The organism is Glutamicibacter sp. NPDC087673 (assembly GCF_044743255.1).
GTDB lineage: Bacteria > Actinomycetota > Actinomycetes > Actinomycetales > Micrococcaceae > Glutamicibacter.
Window position 1 is genome coordinate 724,618 of record NZ_JBIUWB010000001.1, and the last position, 24,830, is coordinate 749,447.

At 62.5% G+C, this 24,830-nt stretch carries 21 protein-coding genes; 5 read left to right on the forward strand and 16 right to left on the reverse strand.

Going from position 1 to position 24,830, the window contains the following annotated elements; all coding sequences use genetic code 11:
- Position 1: 1 nt before the first annotated feature.
- The 3 genes from ACIOTL_RS03385 to ACIOTL_RS03395 form a co-directional block, all read right to left on the reverse strand.
- On the reverse strand, positions 2–718 hold the full coding sequence (locus ACIOTL_RS03385) for an L-ribulose-5-phosphate 4-epimerase (protein WP_105662251.1): 717 nt from the start codon (positions 716–718) through the stop codon (positions 2–4).
- A gap of 35 nt (positions 719–753) precedes the next feature.
- Positions 754–2,367 (reverse strand): FGGY-family carbohydrate kinase, encoded by a 1,614-nt coding sequence (locus ACIOTL_RS03390; RefSeq protein ID WP_332594577.1) that lies wholly within the window; start codon positions 2,365–2,367, stop codon positions 754–756.
- A 161-nt stretch (positions 2,368–2,528) separates the two neighbouring features.
- On the reverse strand, positions 2,529–3,590 hold the full coding sequence (locus ACIOTL_RS03395; RefSeq protein WP_400341799.1) for a substrate-binding domain-containing protein: 1,062 nt from the start codon (positions 3,588–3,590) through the stop codon (positions 2,529–2,531).
- Between the two features lie 307 nt (positions 3,591–3,897).
- On the opposite strand from ACIOTL_RS03395, the gene ACIOTL_RS03400 reads away from it, so the two are divergent.
- Together ACIOTL_RS03400 and ACIOTL_RS03405 are read left to right on the forward strand one after the other, a co-directional pair.
- Positions 3,898–4,782, forward strand: coding sequence for a sugar phosphate isomerase/epimerase family protein (locus tag ACIOTL_RS03400; protein WP_400341801.1), 885 nt, complete (start codon positions 3,898–3,900; stop codon positions 4,780–4,782).
- A gap of 28 nt (positions 4,783–4,810) precedes the next feature.
- Positions 4,811–5,812, forward strand: a complete 1,002-nt coding sequence (locus tag ACIOTL_RS03405; protein WP_400341802.1) for a Gfo/Idh/MocA family oxidoreductase — start codon at positions 4,811–4,813, stop codon at positions 5,810–5,812.
- A 69-nt stretch (positions 5,813–5,881) separates the two neighbouring features.
- On the opposite strand, the gene ACIOTL_RS03410 is transcribed toward ACIOTL_RS03405, so the two are convergent.
- The 5 genes from ACIOTL_RS03410 to ACIOTL_RS03430 all read right to left on the reverse strand — a co-directional run bounded on the left by ACIOTL_RS03410 (position 5,882) and on the right by ACIOTL_RS03430 (position 11,367).
- Complete coding sequence (locus ACIOTL_RS03410) at positions 5,882–6,775, reverse strand: ATP-binding cassette domain-containing protein (RefSeq protein ID WP_105656532.1); 894 nt, start codon at positions 6,773–6,775, stop codon at positions 5,882–5,884.
- Positions 6,776–6,794: 19 nt separating this feature from the next.
- The gene (locus ACIOTL_RS03415) at positions 6,795–7,859 is read right to left on the reverse strand and encodes an ABC transporter permease (RefSeq protein ID WP_105656533.1); all 1,065 of its coding nucleotides are present in this window, start codon (positions 7,857–7,859) and stop codon (positions 6,795–6,797) included.
- Positions 7,860–7,934: 75 nt separating this feature from the next.
- Entirely contained in the window at positions 7,935–8,930 is a 996-nt protein-coding gene (locus tag ACIOTL_RS03420; RefSeq protein WP_105662246.1) for a substrate-binding domain-containing protein, read from the reverse strand.
- Positions 8,931–9,139: 209 nt separating this feature from the next.
- The gene (locus ACIOTL_RS03425; protein ID WP_133833852.1) at positions 9,140–10,153 is read right to left on the reverse strand and encodes a LacI family DNA-binding transcriptional regulator; all 1,014 of its coding nucleotides are present in this window, start codon (positions 10,151–10,153) and stop codon (positions 9,140–9,142) included.
- Positions 10,154–10,158: 5 nt separating this feature from the next.
- Positions 10,159–11,367, reverse strand: a complete 1,209-nt coding sequence (locus ACIOTL_RS03430) for a Gfo/Idh/MocA family protein (protein WP_400341804.1) — start codon at positions 11,365–11,367, stop codon at positions 10,159–10,161.
- Positions 11,368–11,727: 360 nt separating this feature from the next.
- On the opposite strand from ACIOTL_RS03430, the gene ACIOTL_RS03435 reads away from it, so the two are divergent.
- Together ACIOTL_RS03435 and iolB are read left to right on the forward strand one after the other, a co-directional pair.
- Positions 11,728–12,468 carry a GntR family transcriptional regulator gene (locus tag ACIOTL_RS03435; RefSeq protein ID WP_332486354.1) on the forward strand — a complete coding sequence of 247 codons (741 nt, stop codon included), beginning with the start codon at positions 11,728–11,730 and terminating at the stop codon, positions 12,466–12,468.
- A gap of 33 nt (positions 12,469–12,501) precedes the next feature.
- Entirely contained in the window at positions 12,502–13,404 is a 903-nt protein-coding gene (gene iolB, locus ACIOTL_RS03440; RefSeq protein WP_332594580.1) for a 5-deoxy-glucuronate isomerase, read from the forward strand.
- Between the two features lie 92 nt (positions 13,405–13,496).
- On the opposite strand, the gene ACIOTL_RS03445 is transcribed toward iolB, so the two are convergent.
- Positions 13,497–14,261, reverse strand: coding sequence for a TIM barrel protein (locus tag ACIOTL_RS03445; protein ID WP_400341915.1), 765 nt, complete (start codon positions 14,259–14,261; stop codon positions 13,497–13,499).
- Positions 14,262–14,287: 26 nt separating this feature from the next.
- Positions 14,288–15,379, reverse strand: coding sequence for a Gfo/Idh/MocA family oxidoreductase (locus ACIOTL_RS03450; RefSeq protein ID WP_400341806.1), 1,092 nt, complete (start codon positions 15,377–15,379; stop codon positions 14,288–14,290).
- Between the two features lie 96 nt (positions 15,380–15,475).
- Here ACIOTL_RS03450 and ACIOTL_RS03455 point away from each other — a divergent pair, with 96 nt between their 5' ends.
- Positions 15,476–16,465 (forward strand): LacI family DNA-binding transcriptional regulator, encoded by a 990-nt coding sequence (locus ACIOTL_RS03455; protein ID WP_400341808.1) that lies wholly within the window; start codon positions 15,476–15,478, stop codon positions 16,463–16,465.
- A gap of 65 nt (positions 16,466–16,530) precedes the next feature.
- Here the strand turns inward: ACIOTL_RS03455 and ACIOTL_RS03460 are convergent, their stop codons facing one another.
- The 6 genes from ACIOTL_RS03460 to iolD form a co-directional block, all read right to left on the reverse strand.
- The gene (locus ACIOTL_RS03460) at positions 16,531–18,021 is read right to left on the reverse strand and encodes a sugar porter family MFS transporter (protein WP_400341810.1); all 1,491 of its coding nucleotides are present in this window, start codon (positions 18,019–18,021) and stop codon (positions 16,531–16,533) included.
- Between the two features lie 414 nt (positions 18,022–18,435).
- On the reverse strand, positions 18,436–19,320 hold the full coding sequence (locus tag ACIOTL_RS03465) for a sugar phosphate isomerase/epimerase (RefSeq protein WP_105656543.1): 885 nt from the start codon (positions 19,318–19,320) through the stop codon (positions 18,436–18,438).
- A 7-nt stretch (positions 19,321–19,327) separates the two neighbouring features.
- A complete protein-coding gene (locus ACIOTL_RS03470; protein WP_400341811.1) occupies positions 19,328–20,341 on the reverse strand; it encodes a Gfo/Idh/MocA family protein in 1,014 nt (337 codons plus the stop codon).
- Positions 20,342–20,381: 40 nt separating this feature from the next.
- Positions 20,382–21,302 (reverse strand): sugar phosphate isomerase/epimerase, encoded by a 921-nt coding sequence (locus tag ACIOTL_RS03475; protein WP_105662240.1) that lies wholly within the window; start codon positions 21,300–21,302, stop codon positions 20,382–20,384.
- Between the two features lie 30 nt (positions 21,303–21,332).
- Positions 21,333–22,847 carry a CoA-acylating methylmalonate-semialdehyde dehydrogenase gene (locus tag ACIOTL_RS03480; RefSeq protein WP_105656546.1) on the reverse strand — a complete coding sequence of 505 codons (1,515 nt, stop codon included), beginning with the start codon at positions 22,845–22,847 and terminating at the stop codon, positions 21,333–21,335.
- 44 nt (positions 22,848–22,891) lie between these two features.
- Entirely contained in the window at positions 22,892–24,823 is a 1,932-nt protein-coding gene (gene iolD / locus ACIOTL_RS03485) for a 3D-(3,5/4)-trihydroxycyclohexane-1,2-dione acylhydrolase (decyclizing) (protein ID WP_400341917.1), read from the reverse strand.
- Positions 24,824–24,830 lie beyond the last annotated feature (7 nt).

Below are 24,830 nucleotides of genomic sequence, written 5' to 3' on the forward strand. Positions count from 1 at the left end.
CTTACTGTCCGTAGACGTTCTGGTAGCGCTCGTAGAGCGAGTCGATATGCTTCTGGTCGATCGCGACCGGGTTGCCCAGCTGGCGCGAGATGTGCACGGTTCGAGCCACTTCCTCGCACATCACCGCGGCTTTGACTGCGGCCTTGGCGTCCTTTCCGATAGTGAAAGGACCGTGGTTGCGCATCAGCACGGCCGGGCTGCGGGACTCGCTCAGCGTGGACACGATGCCGCGGCCAATCGAATCATCGCCAATGATGGCGAAGGGGCCTACCGGGATCGGGCCGCCGAATTCGTCGGCCATCATGGTCAGCACGCAGGGAATTTCCTCGCCGCGCGCCGCCCATGCGGTGGCGTAGGTGGAGTGGGTATGCACCACGCCGCCCACCTGCGGCATGTGCTCGTAGGTGTAGGCATGGGCCGCGGTGTCCGAGGACGGGGCGCGGGTGCCATCGAGCAGCTTGCCGTCCAAGGTGCAGACCACCATGGACTGCGCGGTCAGCTCGTCGTAGGCGACGCCCGATGGCTTGATCACGAACAGGTCCGCGGAGCCGTCGGCGATTTCCGGGTGGCGCACGCGCTGCGACACGTTGCCGGCAGTCCATACCACCAGCTCATAGCGCGGCAATTCGGCGTGCAGGTCGGCAACAATCTGGCGGACCGTGGCCACCTCGTCCTGCATTGACTGCGGGTAATCCGCCAGGATTCGTGGTTGATTCATCGGTTTCTCTTTTCGTCCGAAACTGTGTGCGATGCCTAGATGGCGGTAATGGCGGTGCGCTGAATGGCCAGGCCGGCTTCATAGGTTTCCAGGTAGGCCTCGAAGCCGGCACGGTCATCGGCCTGCGGCTCCGCGAGGCTCAAAGCGGCACCGGCGAAGACTTCGGAATCCAGGAATTCAGGCAGGGACTGCTGCAGGCCATCGAGGACTCGGCGCCGGTACGCTGCCAGGACGGCGATGCCCCATGCACCTCCGTGTCCGGCGCTGTCCCCGACAAGGACGGGAGTGTTGATCGCAGCGGCCAGCAGCCGTTGGGCCACCCCGGCGGTGCGGAAGATGCCGCCATGGGCAAACATCTGCTTGACCTCGACGCCTTCGGCGGCCAGCACGCGCAGTCCGAGGCTCAGCGTGGCGAACATGGCGTACACCTGAACACGCACGAAGTTGGGCAGGTTCAGCGTGGAGTCCGGGGTGCGCAGGATGGCCGGACGGCCTTCGGCAAGACCCGCTACCGGTTCGCCGGAAAGATTGTTGTAGGCCAGGAGCCCCGCACCATCGGCAGCACCCTGAAGGGCCGAACGCAGCAGGGTTTCGAAGACCGCGTTGTCGTCGGCGTCGCTGCCCAGCGCCCGGGCGAACTGCCCGAAGACCTGGGCCCAGGCGGCAAATTCGCTGGCGCCGTTATTGCAGTGGACCATGGCTACCGGATGCCCATCGGGCGTGGTGACCACGTCGATTTCGTGGTGCACTTCCTTGAGCGGCGCGTCGAGGACCACCATCGCGAAAATGGAGGTTCCGGCGGAGATGTTGCCGGTGCGCTGGGCTACCGAATTGGTGGCCACCATGCCGGTTCCGGCGTCTCCTTCCGGTGGGCACAGCGGGCTGCCAGGCTGGAGCTGGCCGGTGGGGTCCAGGAGCAAGGCCCCGGCTTCGCTAAGCGTGCCAGCATCTGCACCGGCGGGCAGTGCCGCGGGCAGCATTGAGGAAAGCCCTGCGGTCGCGCCATGCCGGGCAGCCACCGCGTCAAAGGCGGAAAGCATCCGTGCATCGTAGCTGCCGGTGGCTGAATCGATGGGGAACATTCCCGCGGCATCGCCCACGCCAAGCACAAAATTTCCGGTGAGAAGCTCATGCACGAATCCGGCCAGCGTGTTCAGGCGGGAAACTTTCGACACGTGCTCTTCGCCGTTGAGCAGCGCTTGGAAGTAGTGCGCTACGGACCAGCGCTGCGGGATATTGAAGTCCAGTTCCTCGCTGAGCATCGCCGCCGCTTTTGCCGTGGAGGTGTTGCGCCAGGTGCGGAAGGGAACCAGCAGTTCCCGGTCGGCGTCGAAGGCGAGGTAGCCATGCATCATCGCGGAGATTCCAACGGCTCCTAGCTGCGTTGGGCGTACTCCGTGGCGCTCTTGGGCATCTGCCAGCACCTGGGCCATAGAGTCCTGCAGGCCGGCGACGATGGCTTCGCGGGAGTAGGTCCAATTCCTGTTTTCGTACTGGTTCTCCCAGGCGTGGCTGCCGCTGGCAAGCTGCTGGTGGCCGGGGCCGATCAGGCTGGCTTTGATATTCGTTGAACCGAACTCGATGCCCAGCACGGCTTCGCCGTTGCTGATGATCTCGCGGGCGGTTGGCCCGTTGAGCTGTGTTGCCATGAAATCTCCGTTCGCACAGCTCGGTGAGCAGCGCCATAGCCATCGTTTCCTGCTCCACTCGCGAAAAATGCGCTGGAAGAACAAAACCTCGATCCAATGTTAGCGCTAACAATTTGTGATCCGCAATACCGGATCCCGGACTCGGGGAATGAAGCGCTTGGCTAGCGGGCGTTGGGCGGTGCTGTACTCGCCCGGATTACCAGCGTTGGCGCAATCACTTTCGGGACCCTGTCAGCCGTGGCGCCTTCCAGCAATTCCATCAGCGCAGCATGGCCGACATCGCGGAAAGGCTGGCGAACCGTGGTCAGCGAAGGGATCAGGAAATTGGAGATTTGCAGGTCGTCGAAACCGATAACCGAAACGTCATTGGGTACTTCCAGCCCGGCTTCCCAGAAAGCACGCAGAACACCGGTGGCAAGGTAATCATTCGCTGCGAATACTGCCGTAACTTCGCCGGCGCGTATCGGGTCAACCAGACGCTGGCCTGCCTCATAGCCGCTCTGGGCCTGCCAGGATTCAGCTGGCACCTCAACAATCGGGGCCTTGGCTTCCAGCATTTTTTCCCGCCAGCCGATCTGCCGTTCGGTGGCGTCGAACCAGCCGGTCGGCCCGGACACGTGGACGATCTTGCGGTGCCCCAGGGCCAGAAGATGACCAGTGGCCAAGCGCGCGCCTTCACGCTGGTCGATGTACACGTAATGCGCCGGATCCGCGTCGGGAACCTCGGTGCGAGCGGCCACGACCACCACTGGAATCGTCAGGGCAGCATCATCCAGGGCATCGATCACCTTTTCGAAGGGCGCAACCATCACCACGCCATCAACGCCCTGGTCCACCAGGTGGCTGAGGGCTTCGCTCGCGCTGTGCGCGTCATAGCGATCCAGTGCGGTAACGGTCACGAAATATCCCTGCGCACGGGCAGCGGCCTCGATGGCCAGCACGGTGGATTGCGGTCCGAAGAGTTCGCTGCCGATGGTCAGAATGCCGATAGTGCTCGAGTGCGATGTGGCCAGTGCCCGCGCGGCTCGGTTGCGGCGATAACCCAGCTGGCGGATGGCATCCAGCACCTGGTCGCGGGTTCCCGCCCTGACGTTTGGATGGTCGTTGAGCACGCGGGAAACCGTCTGATGGGACACCCCGGCCAAGGCCGCCACATCCGCCATCGACGGGGGCCGGTTTCCTGGGCGCCCTTCACCGGGCTGAGCAATGTTCACAACGGTCATTATTGCAAACACCTTCGAAACAGCCACTGTCGCGGGCGAATATCCAGTCAATCAGCGAGCCGGATTACTGCATTCCCTTGAAGGTATATAACGCACTTTCGCCTTGAACCATTGAAAAACTGGTGATGAACAGACGTATCCTGCACTCGCAGACCAGCCTAGCGGCGGCTCGGAAAAAATTCATGGAGAATATGCCCGAGCGTATTACTTTCCGGGGAGCAGTGGGCATATGATCTTGGAAGCACCTTTGTACTGACAACTGTACATTTCGTTTCCACGCATGCATTCCACACGCCAAGGAGGACCAATGGCAAAACTGTCCATGAATGTCACAACAAGTTTTTACGGGAATGTTGCCACCGATATTGCAACGGCACGGTCGGCCGGATTCGGAGGCATCGAGTTGCAAAGCCCGAAACTCTATCGCTATCTTGATGCCGGCTTTTCTGTGCACACGCTTCCAGAAATGCTCACGGGCCTTGAAGTGACAGGAATCGGCGCAGTCCTTGACCTTGAACGCCAAGGCACCGCACGTGATGACATGCTCCGGGAAGTCAGGCGGATGGCCGAAATCGCCACAGTGGTCGGCGCACCGATCCTGCAAATGTGCACCGGGCCAGTGGACTGGAATGTGGTCAAGGATTTCAAGTCCGGAAAACTCGCAGCATCTGATGATCGCTACCGCGGGACACTCGGTCTTTCGGAACCGGAGGCCATGGCCATTGCCGCCGATAATGTATCTGCTGCCGCCGGGATCGCCGCAGAGCACGGGCTGGAGATCTACTTGGAACCGCTGGCTTGGTCGAATATCAATCGGTGTCGACAAGCCCTGGAAATTATTGAGCGTTGCGGTCGCGAGAACGTCGGCATCGCCTTGGACACCTGGCATTTCTGGACCGTCGGGGACACCTTGGAAGAAGTGGCCGCGTTGCCCAAGGAACTGATCAAGGAGGCCCATATTTCCGACGGGTTGGATCTGGATCGGCGCCATGAGGTTCCGGCCCAGGACGTGCACCGCAATGTCGTCATCGGCGGTGGCGCCATCCCATTGCAGCAGTGGGTGGACGCGATCAAGTCCACCGGCTATGACGGCTGGTGGGTTTCCGAGATGTTCTCTGACCGCGCCAATGAGCACGACTTCCACAAGGTTGCCAGCACCATGCGCAATCTTCTGGACATCATGGTCTCCTGACTTCAACCAACTTCACGAGGTGCCTTCAATGCAAAGATTCGCCCTGATCGGCGCCGGCTTCATCGGCTCGGTGCATGCACACAACTTGGCCGCACACCCGGAGATCGACTTTAAACTGGTCTACGACATTGACCCTCAGCGAGCTGCTGCTCTGGCCTCGCGACATGGCGCCAAGGCAGCAGCAACGCTCGACCAGATTTTCGGCAATGACGGCCTGGACGCAGTGTTCATCGCGTCATCAACGGATTCCCACGCCCAGAACCTCCGCCTTGCAGCCGATGCGCGCCTGGCGGCTCTCGTCGAAAAGCCAATCGACCTCGACTTGGAAACGGCAAAGGCGACGGTAGCCTACGTTGAACGTTCAGGAATCAAGGCCATGGTCAATTTCAACCGGCGCTTCGATCGCGCTCACGCAGAGCTCAAGGAGCTCGTGCACTCCGGGCGAATCGGCGATCTGGCTTTGCTCCAGTTGACTTCGCGTGGCCCAGCATTGCCACCACTGGATTACCTGAAAAATTCTGGCGGCCAGTTCCTCGATCAGGCCGTGCACTTCTATGATTTGGCACGCTGGATATCAGGCCAGGATCCCCTGCAGGTGCACGCCTTCGGCTCGGCCCTGTCCGCCCCGGAGATTGCGGAATTTGGCGATGTGGACACTTCGATCAGTTCGCTGCAGTTCCCTAGTGGAGCGATGGCCCAAATAGATTGTGTGCGCCATACGAATTATGGCTATGACGAACGCATCGAAGCGCTGGGGTCTGAAGCCATGGCCGCATCTGAACGGCAACCCTCGGGGCACGTCAGCCTGTTCCAGGGGCAGCACGCGCAATCCCACGGGCTGCACGGCAACTGGTTCGACAGGGTCCAGCCAACCTATGCCGCCAGCTTGGGAGCCTTCGTTCAGGCACTGGACGAAGACCGGGAAGTACCTGTCACGTTGCGTGAGGGGCTCAAATCCCAGGCCATCGCCCAGGCCGCGGTGCGTTCCATCGCTACTGGCCATAGTGAAATGATTGACTACTCGCTCTAAGCACTGGGACAGCTAAGGCCTGGGCTTCTTCACCATCTCGAAGAAGCCCAGGCCTTAGCTGCGGTTGGGTCAGGCTGTTGCTTGAGAGTTCGCGCCCGCCTCTGCCTCTGCCAGCTCTTCATCATGTCCACCAAGCTGTTCAAGCTCATGAGCCAGTTCAGCGAGTTCAGCGCCACCGGCCATCTGGGCGGTCAGCTCTTCGACGGTGATTTCCGACTTCGAGTAGTACCCGATGGAGCGGCCGCGTTTCAGCAACAGGAACGAGTCCCCTACCGGATACGCGTGATGCGGGTTGTGCGTAATGAAGATGACACCCAACCCGCGGTCGCGCGCCTGGAGGATGTAGCGCAGCACCACGCCGGACTGCTTGACGCCCAAGGCCGCGGTGGGCTCATCGAGGATCAGGACCTTGGCTCCGAAATATACCGCGCGAGCGATGGCTACGCATTGGCGTTCACCGCCGGACAGCTGGCCGATCGGCTGCTCGACGTCACGCAGATCAATGCCCATGTCGGAGAGCTCCTGCTTGGTGATGTCCTTCATTTTCTGCACATCAAGCTTCTTGAACGGCCCAACCCCGGTGGTCAGTTCCGAGCCGAGGAAGAAGTTGCGCCAGATCGGCATCAAAGGAACGACCGCCAGGTCCTGGTACACCGCGGCGATGCCGGCATCCAGTGCGACGCGGGGACTCTTGAGCTTGATGGCCGAGCCATGCAAACTGAACTCTCCTTCATCGTGCTGGTGCAAGCCGGCGATGATCTTGATCAGCGTGGACTTGCCGGCGCCGTTATCCCCGAGAACGCAGGTGACCTTGCCCGGATCCACCACCATGTCGACACCGCGCAGGGCGATGATGCTTCCGTAGTGCTTGCCAACTCCCTTGAGGGTCAGCAGGTTGTCGCTGATCTTGGGCTCGAGCTTCTCGAGCAGGTCTTCGGTCTTCTTATTCTTGCGAGTCTTCATGATTTTTGTCCTTGGCTTCCTACTTGCTGGATTCCGCACGCTTTTTCACCACGATGTTGACCACCGTAGCCAAGAGCAGCATCAGGCCAAGGAAGAACTTGAACCAGTCCGGATTCCATTCCGCGTACACGATGCCCTTGTTCGCCATGCCGAAAATGAACGCCCCTATAGCGCCGCCAATGGCTGAACCGTAACCGCCGGTGAGCAGGCAGCCGCCGATGACCGCGGCAATGATGTAGAGGAATTCATTGCCGATGCCTTCGCCGGACTGCACCGAGTCAAAGGCGAAGAGGTTGTGCATGCCCAGCACCCAGCCGCAGAATCCAACGGCCATGAAGAGTCCGATCTTGGTGCGGACCACTGGAACGCCGACGGCGCGAGCGGCCTTCTCATCCCCGCCTACGGCGAAGATCCAGTTCCCGATCTTGGTTCGGAGCAAGATCCAGGAAGCGATGATCACCATGGCGATCCAGATGAACACGGTGATCTTGACGTCGATCCCGGCGATATTGACTGAAGAGGCAAAGACCGCCTTTGCGCTCTGGAATCCTTCAATATCCGCAATAGATGGAGAGGACACCGAGCCGCCAATGGCTCGCGTCAGGCCCAGATTCAGGCCGGTGAGCATCAAGAAACTGGCCAGCGTCACGATGAAGGATGGCAGCTTGGTCTTGATCAGGATGATTCCGTTGATGAAACCGATCAGCAGCGAGACGACCAGGGCCAAGGCAATGCCGACCCAGACGTTGAGACCGAAGTACCAGGAGATCATCGATGCACTGAGCGCCGAAGAAATGACGGCCACACCGGTGGATAGGTCGAACTCGCCACCGATCATCAGCAGTGACACGCCAACGGCCATGATGCCGATGGTCGAAGCCCCATAGAGGACGGTGGCCAAGGATGCGGGAGCCAGGAAGACCGGAGCGACGACGGCGAAGAATACGAAAAGGGCGATGGCGCCCACGAGAGCACCGATCTCCGGACGGCCCAGAAGGATAGACAATGCGCTTTTCTTGCCGACGCGCTCGTCCAGAGCCGGAGATTTTCTCTTTTGAGAGGGTGAAGCTGTTATAGATGACATGGGATTTCCTCCGTGTCCAGGCTGCGCGCCGGATCGCCGCTACCGGCAGATCAGGCGCGCGCCGAGGGGATGTGGCTAGCGGACGCCTTCTTGGGCGAAACTGGTAATTTGCTCAGCGACGGCTTTGTCTACAACAGCCGGGCCGGTCAACGTCGCCTGTCCACCGCCGATGGTGAAGCCGCCACGGTTGTTCTGCCACAGCGCATCAACTGCCATGTAGCCCTGCAACCAAGGCTGCTGGTCAACGGTGAACATCACATTGCCCTTGGTGATTTCTTCAACCAACTGCGAGTTCATGTCGAAGGAAGCTACCTCGACCTCGGACTTCGCCGTGGCTTTAGCCTTGAGCAGTGTCATCGTGATGGGTGCGCCCAGGCCGATGATCGCGTCGGCTTGCTTATCGGCTTGGAGCTTTGCGGTTGCCGTTGATTCAACCTGGGTCATGTCAGTGCCCTGCACGTAGAGTATTTCGGTGTCTGGGACGATTTTCTTCACGCCGGCGCAACGTGCTTCAAGCCCAACGTGCCCCTGTTCCTGGATGACGCATATCGGCTTCTTGATTCCCGCCTCCTTCAGCTTTTCGCCAGCGGCCTGGCCTGCAAGCTGCTCATTGGAACCGAAGTGGGCAAATGCTCCGAGATCCTTGAATCGGGCTTCACCGGCATTCAAGCTGACAATGGGGATCCCGGCATCGGCAGCCTTGCCTAGCGCTCCAGCCATGGCGTCGGGCTTGGCCAGGGTCACGGCGATGCCGTCGACGCCCTGGTCAATAGCCTGCTCGATCAGCTGGGACTGGCGTCCGCCATCAGGATCACTCAGATACTGGAGTTCTACGTTGTCCTTGGCCGAAGCTTCTTCAGCGCCCTTTCTAAGAATGTCCCAGAAGGTATCTCCTGGAGCCGCGTGGGTGATGACCGCGATTTTGATGCGGTCAGTAGCCGCCACCGCACCGCCACCGGCATTGCTTTCCGGTTCCGGTGCACGCCCGCCAGTGGACGAGCAAGCCGCCAGCCCCAATGCTGGAATGATGGCGAGCGTGATTGCGAGTTTGCGCCAAATTGGCTTTCCCATATTCGTTTCCCCTTCAGGAATCCCCGGCGCACCCCGATTGTCCCCTGGGGCGGGCCGCCTTAACAAGATGTTCCGTGACTTGAATCACAAGATGCCTAAAGTGTGCGTGACGAAAAGCAATCCGTCAAGACTTTGTTAAGACATAAGGATGTGAAGACGAGTAATTTGCCGACCTCGACAAGCACGGCGAAACGCCGCTTTCACAGGGTTCAACGGTGCAGCTGCGACGAGGAGCGCACGATAAGCCGCGGTGGAATCATCAACTGACGTGCAAATTTTCCTTCCGGATTCCGCATCAATTGGAGCAGCAGCCGCACGCTGCTGCGACCGAGATCTTCCGAATCCGAGCCGATGCTGGTCAGCGAAATTCTTCCCAGCGACGATAGGGAAATATTGTCGTAGCCAGTCACCGCCGCAGACACGCCAGCCTCATCCAGAGCCTGCAGCGCCCCAATGGCGGAAAGATCATTGAAACAAGCCAGCGATTCAGGCCGTGCCCCCGAGGCCAGCAGTCGCGCTACGGCTTCATGCCCGGCCTGAATCGTTGGCCCGGCTTCCACCACCTGTACGTGCTGGCGCAAGCCATGGCGCAGCATCGCCCGATGATAGGCGGCTTCGCGCATCGCAGAAACCGGACCAGCGCCACCGGCTATATGGGTAATCCACGCATTTCCGCAATCGACCAAGTGGTCAATCACCATGCCGAAGCCCTGCTCATCATCAACCGAAACCGCGCCAGCGCTTGATTGGGCCTGGCGCCCGCCGCCAACAAATACCGCGGGAGTCTCACCCAAGGCGGCTTCGAAACTGACGGCGTCATCGGCTGATCCAACGACGAGAATTCCACTGACCCGCAAATCGCGCAAGGTCTGCAATTCCGCGGGCCCAACGCCCTGCCCGTCATGAATCGCGGCCGCACTGAACAGCACGTCAAGCCCTGCTGCTTGCAACTGTTCGCGAACCACTTCCGCGACGCTCAGAACCCAGGGATTATGCAGTTCCCCCAAGACAACGCCAATGGCATGCCGGTTCTCGGCCGAAAGCGAGCGCGCTGCCAGGTTGGGCTGATAGCCCAACTCGCGGATGGAGTCCTCGACCAGCGAACGCCGCATCGAACTGACCTTGCTAGGATCCGAGAGCACCAGGGAGACCAAGGATTTTGAGACCCCGGCATGCTTGGCGACGTCCCGGATCGTGGGGCGGCGGCGCGACGAGTCAGGCATGGCGGTCAGTATTGCACACTCGCAGCGCGCACAGGCTCATCCAGCGCCTGCCACGTGCCGCTTGCGGCAGATGCTTCGGCCGCTTCGACCACTGCGGCTGCGGCCACCGCATCGGCGATGGTGGAGTTCGTTTTCTCTCCACCGGCGATAGCCAGCAGGAACTTCTTGGCCTCGATGGTCTTGAGGTCGTCAAAGCCCATCGCGTTCCCTGGGCCTGGCTGGAACCGGGAGTATTCGCCATGCTTTGGCGAGCCGATCACCGTCGTGAATCCCTGCTCTTCATTGTCTCGACCGAGCACGACTTCCAGTTCATTCATGCGTTCAAAATCCCACTTGACCGAACCTTCCGTGCCGTAGATTTCCAGTCGGTAACCGCACTGCGGTCCCACAGCCACCCGGGATGCCTCGATAGTTCCGATCGCGCGGTCCGCCACTCCTTCTGGGCTGAAACGCACCAACGCTGCGGCGTAGTCCTCATTCTCGACCTCACCTTGCTCACCGCCTTCGATCAGGTCGAAATGCGTGCCCTGGCCCATGGATAGTTTCGGCCGGGACGGGATCATGACATTGGTGGATGCGGAAATGCCCTGGATGGGGCCGACAACATGGCTGCATAGATCAGCTGCATGGCTGAACAGGTCAGCAAGCACCCCGCTGCCGGCCAGCTCCCGGTTGAAGCGCCATGATAAAGCGGCCCGGGGGTCTGCCGCATATCCGGCAAGGAAGCTGGCGCGGACATTCGTGATGGATCCCAGCCGGCCTTCTTGCACCAGCTGGCGGGCGCGTGCGATAGCTGGCGCATGCCGGTAGTTGAACCCGACCGAGGTGACCACGCCATTACGGATGGCGGCTTGCTCGATAGCCTGCGTTTCGGCCAGGCTTCGGCCGGCGGGCTTTTCGATCCAGAAGTGCTTGCCGGCCTCCGCTGCGGCGATCGCCATGTCGGCGTGCAGGAAGTTCGGAGCGCAAATCGAGACGACATCCACCTCGGGATCGGCTAGCACCTGGTGGTAGTCCAGTGTTCCGCGCTCGAAGCCCAGTGTTGAGATCGCGAAGTCGACTCGCGACTGCTCGGTGTCCGCGGCTATGACCAGTCTTGGCTTGATGCCCAGCTCTGGATAAGCATAGGGCACCGAACTGTAGGCGCGAGCGTGCAGCTTGCCCATCCATCCCACCGAGATCAGCCCCACGCCGATGCTGCGCTGTTCATTCATGATGTTCTCCTGTCTGCGGCGTTTAACGCCGTGATTCCCTGTGGCCGCCGCGGCTCGCCTCAAGTCTTGGACCGTTCCAAAAAACCATATGTGCCACTGGAATCCTCGGGCAATGGAATCTGCCGAGTTTCTTATCTGGACGATTGGACAATCCAAACTGTTGTCCAATTCCCCTTGTCGGACCTCATGTCTGACTCGAACCCCGCGGCTGGCAACGCCGCTGGGGATCACCAACTTGCGTGGAGAATGCTTTGGAATGATTGGATTTCCAGCCAAAGGATGCCCAAATCGTGAACTTTCATATATAGTTTGTCCTGTCAAAGCGACATATCATGACAAAGTCGCCGGCAAGGAGCAACTGTGAGCACACCACTGAGCATCAAGATCGACCGATCTTCGCCCATTCCCCTTTACCACCAGGTAGCGCAAGGCATCGAAGGCGCGATCCGCGACGGTTCGCTGGCCTCGGGCACTCGACTGGAAAATGAAATCGAGCTGGCCCAGCGGCTGCGGCTTTCACGGCCCACCATTCGCAAGGCCATGGATGACCTAGTCCAGTCCGGCCTGCTGGTGCGCAAGCGCGGTGTGGGAACGCAGGTTGTTTCCAGCCAGATCCGCCGGCATCTTGAGCTGTCCAGCCTGAATGACGACCTTGAGCGCGCCGGGAAGAAGCCTTCTACCACCCTGCTCAGCTTCGAGCACATTCCCGCTCCGCCGGAGATCCAGGATCTTCTCTCGTTGCCCAAGGACGTCTCTGTCTACCACTTCACCCGGCTGCGTTCTGCCGGAGGCAGCCCGCTGGCCCTCATGGAGAACTGGGTTCGCGACGACATTGTCGAGCTGGACGAAAAGTCCTTGCAGGCCCATGGCCTCTACGAGCTCCTGCGCGAAGCAGGGGTGAACTTCCGCCTGGCCCAGCAGCGCATCGGGGCCACGACCGCAGATGAAGCCCAGGCCAAGACCTTGGACGCAGCGGCCGGTTCGGCCCTGGTGACCATGCAGCGCACCGCGGTGGATGACACTGGGCGCAACGTGGAAACCGGCTCCCATGTTTATCGAGCAGACGCCTACAGTTTTGAAATGACCTTGGTGCAACGCTAGGCACCTGTCCCCCGCCGTCGAAAGGATCGACTGATGACCGATTGGATTTACCCTGCAGGTTCGGCCGCTAACGGAGAATGGAGCATCTCGCTCGGTGCCCATGACTCAGCCGTTTCCATAGACGGCTGGGCACACACCGGACTCAAGGTAGCTGAGCTGGCCCCTGGCCAAACAGTTGAACTGGAGGCCTGCGGCGAAGAACGGATCGTGGTCCCGCTCAGCGGCGAATCATTCACTGTCGCCATGGCAGGAACCGAACATGTTCTCAAGGGTCGCGAATCAGTCTTTGCTGGACCTGCTGATGTCCTCTACACCGGCATCAACACGGCGTTGTCCATCAGCTCCGCCAAAGGGGGCCGGGTCGCCGTCGCACTGGCCCCGGCCAAGCAGTCCTACCCGACCCGGCTGATCAGGGCAGAAGAGACCCCTGTGGAGCTGCGCGGCGCAGGCAACTGCTCCCGCCAGGTCCACAACTTCGGCACCCCGGCCGCCCTGGAAGCGGACCGATTCATCGTCTGCGAAGTCATCACTCCGGCGGGCAACTGGTCTTCCTACCCTCCGCATAAGCATGATCAGGAGAAGGAAGGCGAAACCAGCCTCGAGGAAATCTACTACTTCGAGACGCAGCTAGCCCAGGGCATGCCCGCCGAGGCGGCAAGCGATCCCATCGGCTACGCGCGCGTTTATGCCTCGGATGAACGCCCCATCGATGTAAATGCCGAGGTCCGCACCGGGGACGTTGTCCTGGTCCCCTACGGCTGGCATGGTCCGGCCATGGCCGGGCCGGGATACGACCTCTACTACCTGAACGTCATGGCCGGCCCGGGGCGGGTGCGCGATTGGCTGATCAGCGATGATCCCCACCACGGCTGGATCCGCCAGACTTGGGATTCGCAGAGCATGGATTCGCGCTTGCCTTTCGGCGCTGGCGCGTAGCTTCTCGGAACGCACGCCAAGTGGCGGCAGCAGGTTTTCCTGCTGCCGCCACTTGGCTTTAGACTCTCATTCCGATGCTCGGTGCATGATGGCTAGCGCGCCACGGGCTTGGACAGCGGTGAAAACGCCTGGGCAAAGGCCGCGATGGCTCCTTCGGAATCTGCGCTGGCGTAGGCCTCCATGCCGATCGGGCCAGAATAACCCAGCTCGGCCAGCACACGGGCGACGGCCAGATAGTTGATCTCCCCGGTGCCCGGCTCGCACCGTCCGGGTACGTCTGCGACCTGGATTTCCCCAATGTGCGGAAGCGCCGAGCGCACCAGTTCGATGAGGTTCCCCTCGCCAATTTGGGCGTGGTACAGGTCCAGCATCATCTTCACGTTCGGGTGCCCGACGGCCTTGACCAGGGACATCGTGTCCTTGGCGCGTCCCAGCGGGATACCAGGGTGATCCAGGATCGTGTTCAGGTTCTCCAGCATGAAGGTGACCTGGTGCTCTTCGCCGATGCGGCCCAGTGCTTCCAGCGTTCGCGCTGCGGTGAGCCACATCTCTCCGGTAGCCCGGAATTGCGGGCTGGCCGCCTGCCCGTCAACGAGCTGGGCCGGATGCACAACTAGCCGGTGGATGCCCAGCTGCTGGGCTGCCGGGATCAATTCCTTGGCGGTGCGAACAACTTCGCCCGCGCTGTCCGGATCGCAGAGGCTGCCTGCGCTGTAGCCTGTCATGGAGCCGAAACGGGCGCCGGTGGCCGCCAATGCCGGCAGGTCCTTGCCCCGGATATCCCAGAGTTCTATTTCAAAGCCGGCCTCGTCCAGGCGCTTCACCCGGTCGATCAGCGGAAGGTCCAGGAAGACCATTTCGGCACAGACCGCCAGTTGCCCGTTCACGGGTTCACCGCAAGGCGGGTGGCGGATTCCAACTTGACCGGCAGCCCGGATTCTGCGGATTCCAAGGCCGCCAGTGCGATGCGCAGGGCTGCGCGGGCGTCGGCGCCGGTGGGGACCGCCAGGGCCGCATCAGCCGTATCCTCGCGCAAGCCCCGGATCTTGCGGGCGAAGACCGAGAGCTGCTCGCGGTAGGCCTGGGCGAATAGCTCGATGTTCAACCGTTCGGTTGGCGCATGCGCTCCCTGGCTGTCGAAGCTGGCCGCGGCCAGCTGCACCGGATTGCCTGCCTGCACCATGCCCTTTGAACCGAAGACTTCTCCGCGCACGTCATAGCCGTAGCTGGCCGAGAAGTTCGCCTCGGCCACGGCGATTGCCCCATTGGAGTAGCGCAGGCTCACCACGGCGGTATCCAGCAAACCGGAGCCCCGGTGCTCAGGGGCCACCAGCGCATCGGACATGACGTGGACTTCCACTGCTTCGGCTCCCGGGTTCAACCAGTTCAGGGTGTCAAAATCGTGGATCAGGGTTTCAGTGAAAATGACGTGGGAACGGATCTTTGCCGCGTTGGGCAGCCCGCCGGCCACTTCTGGATCCCGGGTCAGCGAGCGCAGCAGTTGCGGGGTGCCAATAACTCCGGAATGCACCTGTTCCGCCACAACGGCGAAGTCCCGGGAGAAGCGCCGGTTGAAACCGATCTGCAGCAGCACCCCGGAAGCCTCTACGGCGTCAAGCGCGGCGTCCAAGTCCGACAACGCGTGCGCTGCCGGCTTTTCGCAGAAGATGTGCTTTCCGGCTGCGGCGGTTTGGGCGATCAAGCCGGCATGGAAGCTCGAAGGCGCCCCGATAACCACGGCGTCCACGCTGTCGTCGGCCAGCACGTCGGCGATGTCTTCGGTGTAGTTCGGGCAACCAAGCTCAGCGGCCAGTTCAGCGGCCCGGCCCGGCGCCGGGTCCGCTATGACATGCAATTGCGCATCCCGCAGATGCTGCGCCACAGTGCGGGCGTGGAATGCTCCGATCCACCCGGTACCGATAACGGCCAGGCGCAGCGGCTTTACTGAAGTTTCTGGCAGGGTCTGGTAAGCCATGAAGTCTCTCCTAGAACGTTCTAGATTTAGTGTTCAGGAAAATCATGGCACACTGGATAGCAACTGTCTATAACGTTCTAGAAGAAAGTTCCGCCCATGCCGACACCCCCTGCAAAACGCCCCACACTGGCCGACGTCGCCCGCGCCTCTGGGGTCTCGGTAGCGCTGGCCTCGATTGTCATGCGCGATGCCGAGGGTGCCAGCGAAGAATCCCGGTCCCGAGTCAAGCAGGCGGCCGCGGAGTTGGGCTACCGCCCGGATTCGCGCGCGCGGTCGCTGCGCAGCAGCCGCAGCCGGACCATCGGTCTGGCCCTGGCGCTGGGAGAACCGTTGCATGCAGAATTGGCCGATGCCCTGTACGAGCAGGCAGACCAGAACGGCTTCGAGATCATCCTGGGCGCTACCGGCAGGCACCGCGATGAACGCCGAGTGCTCAATACGCTGATCGATGCGGGAGTCGAAGCGGTGATTGGCCTGTTCCCGGAACTTCCGCCGGCTCAACTGGTCCACGCCTCCAAGCAGCTTCCCATAATCAGCCTGCTGCGCACGATTGACGGCATCCCATCCGTCATTACCAACGAAGCTGCCGGCGTTGAACAAGCCGTCAGCCATGTGACCCAGCTCGGCCACACACGGCTGCTGCATCTGGATGGCGGATCTGCCATCGCGGCGCAACAGCGGCGCGATGCCTTTGCCGAGTCCGCCGCCCGCGCCAACGCGCACGGCCAAGTGCTCCCAGCTGGCCCCGATGACGCCACCGCTTTCACGGTCCTGCGCGAATACCTGGAAGCAACTGCCCCAGCCGAACGCGCCACAGCGGTACTGGCCTTCAATGACCGTGCGGCGCTCGGCGCCCGCCAAGCAATCGACCTTGCCGGCCTGCATGTTCCCGAGCAGATCTGCCTGGTCGGCTATGACGACAGTGAATTCGCCAGGCTGGCGCACGCCGATCTGACCAGCGTTCGGCAAGATGTCGCGGCACTGGCCCAAGCCGCCATGCACGCGGCCCTGAACGCCCCGGGCGCTTCCAGCACCCATGCCCCGCAGCTGGTAGTGCGAGGCAGCACGGCAAGGCCCCGGGCATAGCAGCGAGCCCAGCCCCCTGCCACGTGGCGGGGGCTGGGCTTGCCAGCTCAGCGATGCGCCGCGATTCAGGCGTTGACCGCAGGCTTGACGTGGTAGATCGCTCCGGTGGAAACGTCCTCTTCCAGCGCTTCCAGCGAGCGTCCACGGGTTTCAGGCACCTGCGTGGCTACGAAGAACAGTGCCAGCACACCGATGCCAGCGAAGATGAAGAAGGATCCGGTAATCCCTATCCCGGAGACCAGCGATGGGAAGAACAGTGCCAGCACGCCGTTGGTCGTCCAGCCGAAGAACACCGAGATGCCAATGCCCAGTCCGCGCATATGCAGCGGGAAGATTTCAGCCAGCCATACCCAGACGGCCACGTTCAGGAATGTCTGCATGGACATCACGAAGGCAACCACCAGGATCAGGATCACCACTGGCCGGATCGGGCTGCCAACTGGCAGCAGCATGCCCGCGATAGCCACCAGCAGGTGGCAGGTGGTGGTCAGCGACAGGCCAATCAGGAACGTCTTGCGGCGGTCCATGCGGTCCATGTTGCGCAGGGCGATAATTCCGCCAATGACAGCAACCACGCCAAAGGCGATATTCGCCGGTACTGCCTGCTGCTCTGACATCCCGGATTCTTCCAGCACGCGCGTGCCGTAGTACATGATCGAGTTGATGCCCGTGAGCTGCTGAGTCATGGAAACGCCGATGCCGATGGCGATGATGCGCATCAGCCATTTGTTCTTCAGCACCGCTTTGATGCCCACCGGCTTGTTAGCCAGCTTTTCCTCGTCGGCGACAATCTCGATCTCGTGGACTTCGGCCAGTGCGCGTTCAGGCGAGCGCACGGTCTTGAGCACCCGCAACGCCTCGGCATAGCGGCGCTTTTCCACGAGCCAGCGAGGGGATTCAGGCATGCGCAGCATGCCGAAGAACAACGCCAATGCCGGCAAGGCGCAAATCGCGAACATGATACGCCAGATGCCATCCACGGTCCCGCCCAGAACGGTTCCAATGATCGCGTTCATGACGAAGGCGGCCAGCTGGCCCGAGACGATGGCCAACTCATTGCGGCCGGTGATCGAGCCGCGAATTTCATACGGTGCCAGTTCAGCCAGGTATACCGGTACGACCGTAGATGCGCCGCCGACGGCCAATCCGAGCATGATGCGTCCGGCAATCAGCACGCTGTAGCCAAAGGGCGAGAACGTTCCCAGTTCCGGTCCAGCAGGCGAAAAGACAACCAGCAGGCTTCCCGCGAAGAAGAGGACTGCCAGCATGATGATGGTTTTCCGCCGGCCCCACACGTCAGCGATCTGCCCACCGACCAGTGCGCCAATTGCGGCGGCGAAGACCAGCGAGCTGATCACCACGCCAATCTGCAGGAGATTCAGGCCCAGCTCGGCGGCCATCGGGCCTTCAGCACCGTTGGCAACACCTGTGTCATAGCCGAAAAGCAGACCGCCGAAACAGGCAACGATGGAGATTAAACCGAGACGTTTTGCATGGGGGCCCGGACTAAGGGGCGGCAGACTCGACTCTGCAGAAGCACTCTGCGCACTGGACATGGGGACTCCTTTGGATTGCCCGGGTGGAAGCGTGGCTGGCCTGCGGCCATCCATCGGATCAACTGCGATCCGGCTTCCTCCACTCGGTGCGGCGGGGGCCATTGAGCATTATTCCGGCCCCGTCGATAATTGAAAGTGATGGGCTTCACAGCCCTTATGTAAGGACAATACGTCATCAGTGTTTTCTGGGCAAGTATTCTTGGACATTTTGTCCTGGCGGATACTGCTTTTTGGACTGCCGCAGCCTCCCGGTCCGCCACTTCCCGGGACCATGCCCACAGATCATCACGGCATTTTGCGGCTCTTGCTGGATCCGCCTTCTGCGCAGGATGGCCCCTGGCAGGACGACGAAAGCCGAACCCTTGCGGATTCGGCTTTCGTCATGTTGCAATTCGGCTCGGGAAGCCGGTTTGGCTAGGCGCGCACGGCACGGGCAGCGTCAACGCGGCTGCGCATCTGCTCCAACTGGTACTTGGCGACTGCTACGGCGTTCTCGTTCTCGGCAAAAACGCAGGAGACCATCACGCTGTCCTGGCGGTCGGCAAATCCGTTGGCCACGAGGCCGGAGAAGAATTCGTCCCAGTTCACGTCGCCATCGCCAAGCTTCAGATGCTGGTGCACGCGCACCGCATTGCCCGGCGGGTTGGTGATGTAGCGCAACCCGTGCGAGGCATGATGGTTCATGGTGTCCGCCACGTGCACCACGCGCAGCCGCTCTCCCACTGCCTGCATGATATCCAGCGGCTTGTCCTTCATGTGGAAGGAATGCGAAGCAACGTAGACGAAGGACAGATTCGGCGAGTTCACCCCGCGGATCACCCGCCAAGCGGCCAGGCCTTCTTCGACAAAATCATCCGGATGCGGGTCAATGGCCACATTGATGCCCTCGCGCTCAATGATTGGCACGAGCTCTTCCATGGAGCGGTAGAACGCCGCCTCGGACTCCTCGGCGCGTTCCGGCCGCCCGGAGAATTCAGTGTTCATCTGGTTCACGCCGAGATCCACGGCAATCTGGATGGCGCGCTTCCAGTAGCGCACCGCGGCCTGGCGCAAATTCTCATCGGGCGAGGCCCAGCGCAGTACCGGCAGCACCGAAGCGATCTCCACCCCGGAAGCCCGGCAACGGGCCGCGAGCTGCGCGACCAGGTCATCGTCGGCCTTGGGGTGGGTGAAGAACGGAATCATGTCCGCATGCGGTGTCAGCTGGATGCTGTCATAGCCCAGCTCCGCTGCCAGTTCCGGGAACTGGAGCAGCGAATGGGTGGAATGGAACGGGGTCGGGTCCAGTGCGTATTTCATGATGCCCTTAGCTGTAGAGATCCGGCTTGCTGTTCAGCTTGACTGCCACCTTTTCGCCGGTGCGCTGGGCTTCGACTCCCGCCTCGCAGCAGGCCGCGGTGGCGTAGCCGTCCCAGGCGCTGGGCCCGCCCAATTCGCCTCGCAGCGCGGCGTCCACCCATGACTGGATTTCGGTATCGTAGGCGGCGCCGAAACGCTCCTCGAAGCCCGGGGTGACCTTGCCGCCCCACTGCCCGGCGGTACGCACATACGGTCCAGCGTCATTGCCGATGGACACGATGCCCTCCTCGAAGGAAGCCTGGGTCGCCACCTCGTAGCCGAACTTCGCGTTGACGTAGATCTCCACGTCGGCGAGCACTCCGGTCGAGGTTTCCAGCAGCACGTGCTGGGGGTCGTGCTGGCCGTTGGGAGCATTGCGGGTGGCCTTGCCCAAGCGCACCTGCACCGAGGTGATCTCGTCACCGGTGAAGTAGCGGATGGCGTCGAATTCGTGGACCACCGAGTCGTTGATCAGCATCTCATTGGTGAAGCCCTCCGGGGTGGAGGGATTGCGGTGCTGGTGGTGCAGCACCAGCAATTCGCCCAGGCTCTCGTCCTCGATCAGCTGGCGCAGCTGCCGGTACTCGGCGTCGAAACGCCGCATGAAGCCCACTTGGATGCGCTTGCGGCCCAGCTTGGCCTCGGCCTCGACGATCTCCCAGGAGGAAGCGGCATCGGGGGTCAGCGGCTTTTCGCACAGCACCGGAATATCGGCCTCGAGCACCGCCAGCAACGCATCGTGGTGAAGGAAGCCGGGGGTCGCCAGCAGTACCGCGTTGACCTCTCCGCCGGCGAGCGCCGCGGACAGGTCGGCGTAGCCCTTGGCACCCGGGATCCCGTCGATGGCCGCATCGACCCGGTCGGTGTCGATATCGATAACGGCCGCGACTTCGGCTCCGGAAATACGGTGGTGGATCCGCTGTATGTGGTCGGCGCCCATGCGCCCGGCTCCAACGACGGCGACGCGCAGGTTATCTGGCACGATATGTCCTTTCAAGAATTCTTGGCTAGGTGGGGATTGCTTAGACGCGGCTGCGCGAGCCGCAGCTGAGCAGGTAGTCGCGGGTGCGGGTGGCGATGGGCAGCGGCACCGAGAAGTCGGCCACCGGGTACATGTCCTGTTCGACAATTCCGAAAATCGGACGGCCCAGCTTCTCCACTTCCTTCAAGACCTCGTTGAGGTCAGGCAACCCGGAAGGCGGTTCGCACATCACCCCGGCCAAGTTGGCCGCGGCCCAGGTCATGTCCTGTGCGCGGACCGTGGCCAGGATGTCCGGGTTGATCTGCTTCAGGTGCAGGTACCCGATGCGCTCCGGGAAGCGGCGGATCAAATCCACGCTGGAAGCTCCACCGTATTCGGCATGTCCGGTATCCAGGCACAGGGTGGTGAATTGCGGGTCGGTGAGCTCAAGGAACTTCTCGATGTCGCCCTGGCCGCAGACATGGGAGTCGGCATGGGAATGGAACTGCTGCTTGAGGCCGAATTCCTCCTGCAGGATCCTTCCCAGCCGGTCATGGCCCTTGGCCAGCGAATCCCAGGCCGACCCGTCCAGGGTGCCCGATTCGATGGCCTGGCCGGTGACGTCGTCGCGCCACATGGCAGGGATCACCACAATATGCTCGCCTCCCATGGCGGCGGTCAGCTCGGCCACCTTGCGGGCTGGCTCCCAGGCTTCTTCCCAGGCGCTGGCGCTGCCGTCGATACCGCGGTGGAAGGCGGTGAAGACGGTGCCGGCGCAGACCTTCAGGTCGCGGGCGGCCAGCTCGTCGGCCAGCTGCGCGGGGTCGGTGGGCAGGTACCCGTAGGGACCCAGTTCGATGGTCTTGTAGCCGGCTTCAGCCACTTCGTCGAGGAAGCGCTGCCAGGGTGTCTGCTGGGGATCATCGGGAAACCAGACTCCCCAGGAGTCGGGGGCAGTCCCAATGGTGATGTTCTGTGCCATGGTGCGTACCTTATCTTCTGTTCAAGGTGCCTAGTTGGAGGGGAAGTTGAAGGTGGCGGCCGTGCCCTGGGCCGGCTCCGGCCAGCGCTGCGTGATGGCCTTGCCCCGGGTGTAGAAGCGCACGCCGTCCGGGCCGTAGATGTGGTGCTCGCCGAACAGCGAGTCCTTCCAGCCTCCGAAGGAGTGCCAGGCAACCGGCACCGGCAGCGGCACGTTGACCCCGACCATGCCTACCTGGATGCGGCGGGTGTAGGTGCGGGCGTGGGCGCCAGAGGAGGTGAAGATGGCCGTGCCGTTGCCGTAGGGGTTCGCGTTGACCACTTCGATGGCTTCTTCCAGGCTGTCTACGCGCAGCACCACCAGTACCGGGCCGAAGATCTCCTCGGTGTAGGCGCTCATCTCGCGGCTGACCTTGTCGATGATGGTCGGGCCGACAAAGAACCCGTTCTCGTGGTCCTTGACCACCAGGTCGCGTCCGTCGATGACCAGCGCGGCGCCAGCTTCCTGCGCCTCGCCAACGATCTTCTGCAGGCGGGACTTCGAGGCCGGGGTGATCACCGGTCCCATATCCGCCGTCTCATCGAAGCCGTTCGAGACGTTGACGTTGCGGGCATGCTCGGCGAGCTTGTCCACCAGGCCATCGGCGGCATCGCCCACGGCGACGGCCACGGAGATGGCCATGCAGCGCTGGCCCGCGGAGCCGAAAGCGGCGGCGTTGATGTGGTCGGCGGCCAAGTCCATATCGGCATCGGGCATGATCACCGCGTGGTTCTTCGCTCCGCCCAGGGCCTGCACGCGTTTGCCGTGCTTGGTGGCGGTTTCGTGCACGTACTTGGCGATCGGAGTGGAACCGACAAAGGAGATGCCATCCACATCCGGGTGGGTGAGCAGCCCGTCCACGGTTTCCTTGCCGCCGTGCAGCACCTGGAAAACGCCGTCGGGCAGGCCGGCTTCCTTGAACAGCTCGGCGATCAGCAAGGCGGCCGAAGGGTCGCGCTCGGAAGGCTTGAGGATGAAGGCGTTGCCGGTGGCAATGGCCACCGGTGCCATCCACAGCGGCACCATCACCGGGAAGTTGAACGGGGTGATGCCGGCGACCACGCCCAGCGGCTGGCGGAAGGAGAACACGTCGATGCCGGTGGAGACCTGGTCGGAGTATTCGCCCTTCAGCGACTGGGAGATGCCGCAGGCATACTCCACCACTTCGATGCCGCGGCTGATCTCGCCGGCGGCGTCGGAGAGGACCTTGCCGTGCTCGGAGGTGACGATGCGGGCCAGCTCGCCGGTGTGCTCGGTGAGCAGCTGCTGGAAGCGGAAGAGGATCTTGCTGCGCTTGGCGATCGATACTTCGCCCCAGGTTTCGGAGGCGGCCTTGGCCACGGCCACAGCCTGCTGCAGGTCCTCGCCGCTGGCCAGGTGCAGCTGGCCGGTGATTTCTCCGGTTGCCGGGTTGTAGACCGGCTGGGTGGCGGTGCCGGTGCCGGCGCTGGGCTTGCCGTTGATGTAGTGCAGGATTTCGGTGACTTCGGTAGCGGTAGCAGTCATGGGTTCACGTCTTTCGGTATTCGAGTTGGTCTGGTGCGGTGCGCCTAGCCCAGCAGGGGCTTCTGGCGGGATTTGTGCTCGGCGTAGGTCTTGCGGGCCTGGGTGGTGGAGTCCAGCTCGGCGACCTCGCTGACCGGCACATCCCACCAGGACTCGCTGGAGGGAGCATCGGCGTAGAGGTCGGATTCGATGTGGATCAGGATCGGCCCCGAACCCTCGGGCGCGGCCTTGGCCTGGGCGATGGCCGCCGAGAGCTCATCGATGGCTTGGGGCCCGGGCTCGATCCGGATGACCTTCACGCCCAGCGACTCGGCGTTGGCAGCCAGGTCCACTGGCAAGGTCGCACCATCATCGAAGCTGTGGCGCTGGGCATCGAGCGTGCGGTACTTGGTGCCGAAACGCTGGGAGCCCAGTGATTCGGACAGGGCTCCGATGGAGGCGTAGCCATGGTTCTGTATCAGCACGGTGATCAGCTTCAGGCCTTCGGCCACGGCGGTGACCAGCTCGGTGTGCATCATCAGGTAGGAGCCGTCACCCACCATCACCACGACGTCGCGGGGCTCTTCGGAGCCTCGCGCGGTTTCAGCAAGGGCGGCGCGCTTGATGCCCAGCCCGCCGGCGATCTCGTATCCCATGCAGGAGAAGCCGTATTCCACGTGGTAGCCGAACGGGTCGGAGACCCGCCACATCTTGTGCAGGTCCCCGGGCAGCGAGCCGGCGGCGCAGACCACCACATCGCGCGGATCCATGGCCTGGTTCACCGCTCCGATGATGGCGTTCTGGCTGACCAGCGGGCTCAGCCGCTCGGCGAAGGCCGCATCAACGGTCGCGTCCCAGCGCTGCTTCTCGGTGGCGGCCTGGACTTCCAGGGCTCCCTCGACCCGGTATCCGGTCAGCGCCTCGCGCAGCGCGATCAGCGCCTTGCGGGCATCGGCGACCACCGGCAGCACGGTGCCGTGCTTGTAGGCGTCCAGCGCGGCGACGTTGATGTTCACGAACTTCACGTCCGGGTTCTGGAATGCGGTGCGGCTGGCGGTGGTGAAGTCCTCATAGCGGGTGCCGATGCCGATGACCAGATCCGCCTGCTCGGCCAGCGCATTGGCCGCGGTGGTGCCGGTGGAGCCGATGGCGCCCAGGGAGTACTTGGAATCCCACGGCAGCACGCCCACCCCGGCCTGGGTATTGCCCACGGGGATGCCGGTGGCTTCGCAGAAGGCGGCCAGCTCCTCGGTGGCGTAGGCGTACAGCACGCCGCCGCCTGCGACGATCAATGGGCGCTTGGCTTCGCGGATCATGGCCGCGGCCGCCGCGATGTCCTCGGATTCCGGTGCCGGGCGGCGGATCTTCCACTCGCGCTCGGCAAAGAGCTCTTCCGGGAAGTCGAAGGCCTCGGCCTGCACGTCCTGCGGCAAGGAGATGGTCACCGCTCCGGTTTCGGCGGGGTCGGTGAGCACCCGCAACCCGTGGTGCAAGGCACTGGCCAGCTGCTCGGGTCGCGTGACCCGGTCGAAGTACTTGGACAGCGGGCGGAAGGCGTCGTTGACGGTGATGTCGTAGCCGTGCGGCATTTCCAGCTGCTGGAGCACCGGGTCCGCGGCGCGGGTGGCGAAGGTGTCCGAAGGCAGCAGCAGCACCGGCAGGCGGTTGGCGGTGGCCAGCGCCGCACCGGTGAGCAAGTTGGAGGACCCGGGGCCGATGGAGGTGGAGACCGCGTAGGTGGCGCGCCGGCGGGTGTGCCGCGCGTAGGCAACGGCCTGGTGCGACTGCGCCTGCTCATTGCGGCCCTGGTAGTACGGCATGAGGCTCGGGTCCTTGGCCTGCCACTGCTTCAGCGCCTGGCCCACCCCGGCAACATTCCCGTGGCCGAAAATCCCGAACATGCCCGGAATCAGCCGTTCGCGGTAGTGCGTGCCGCCGATGGTATCCACCGTGTACTGGCGGCCCAGGAATTCCACGACCGCCTGGGCAACGGTCATTGTGCGT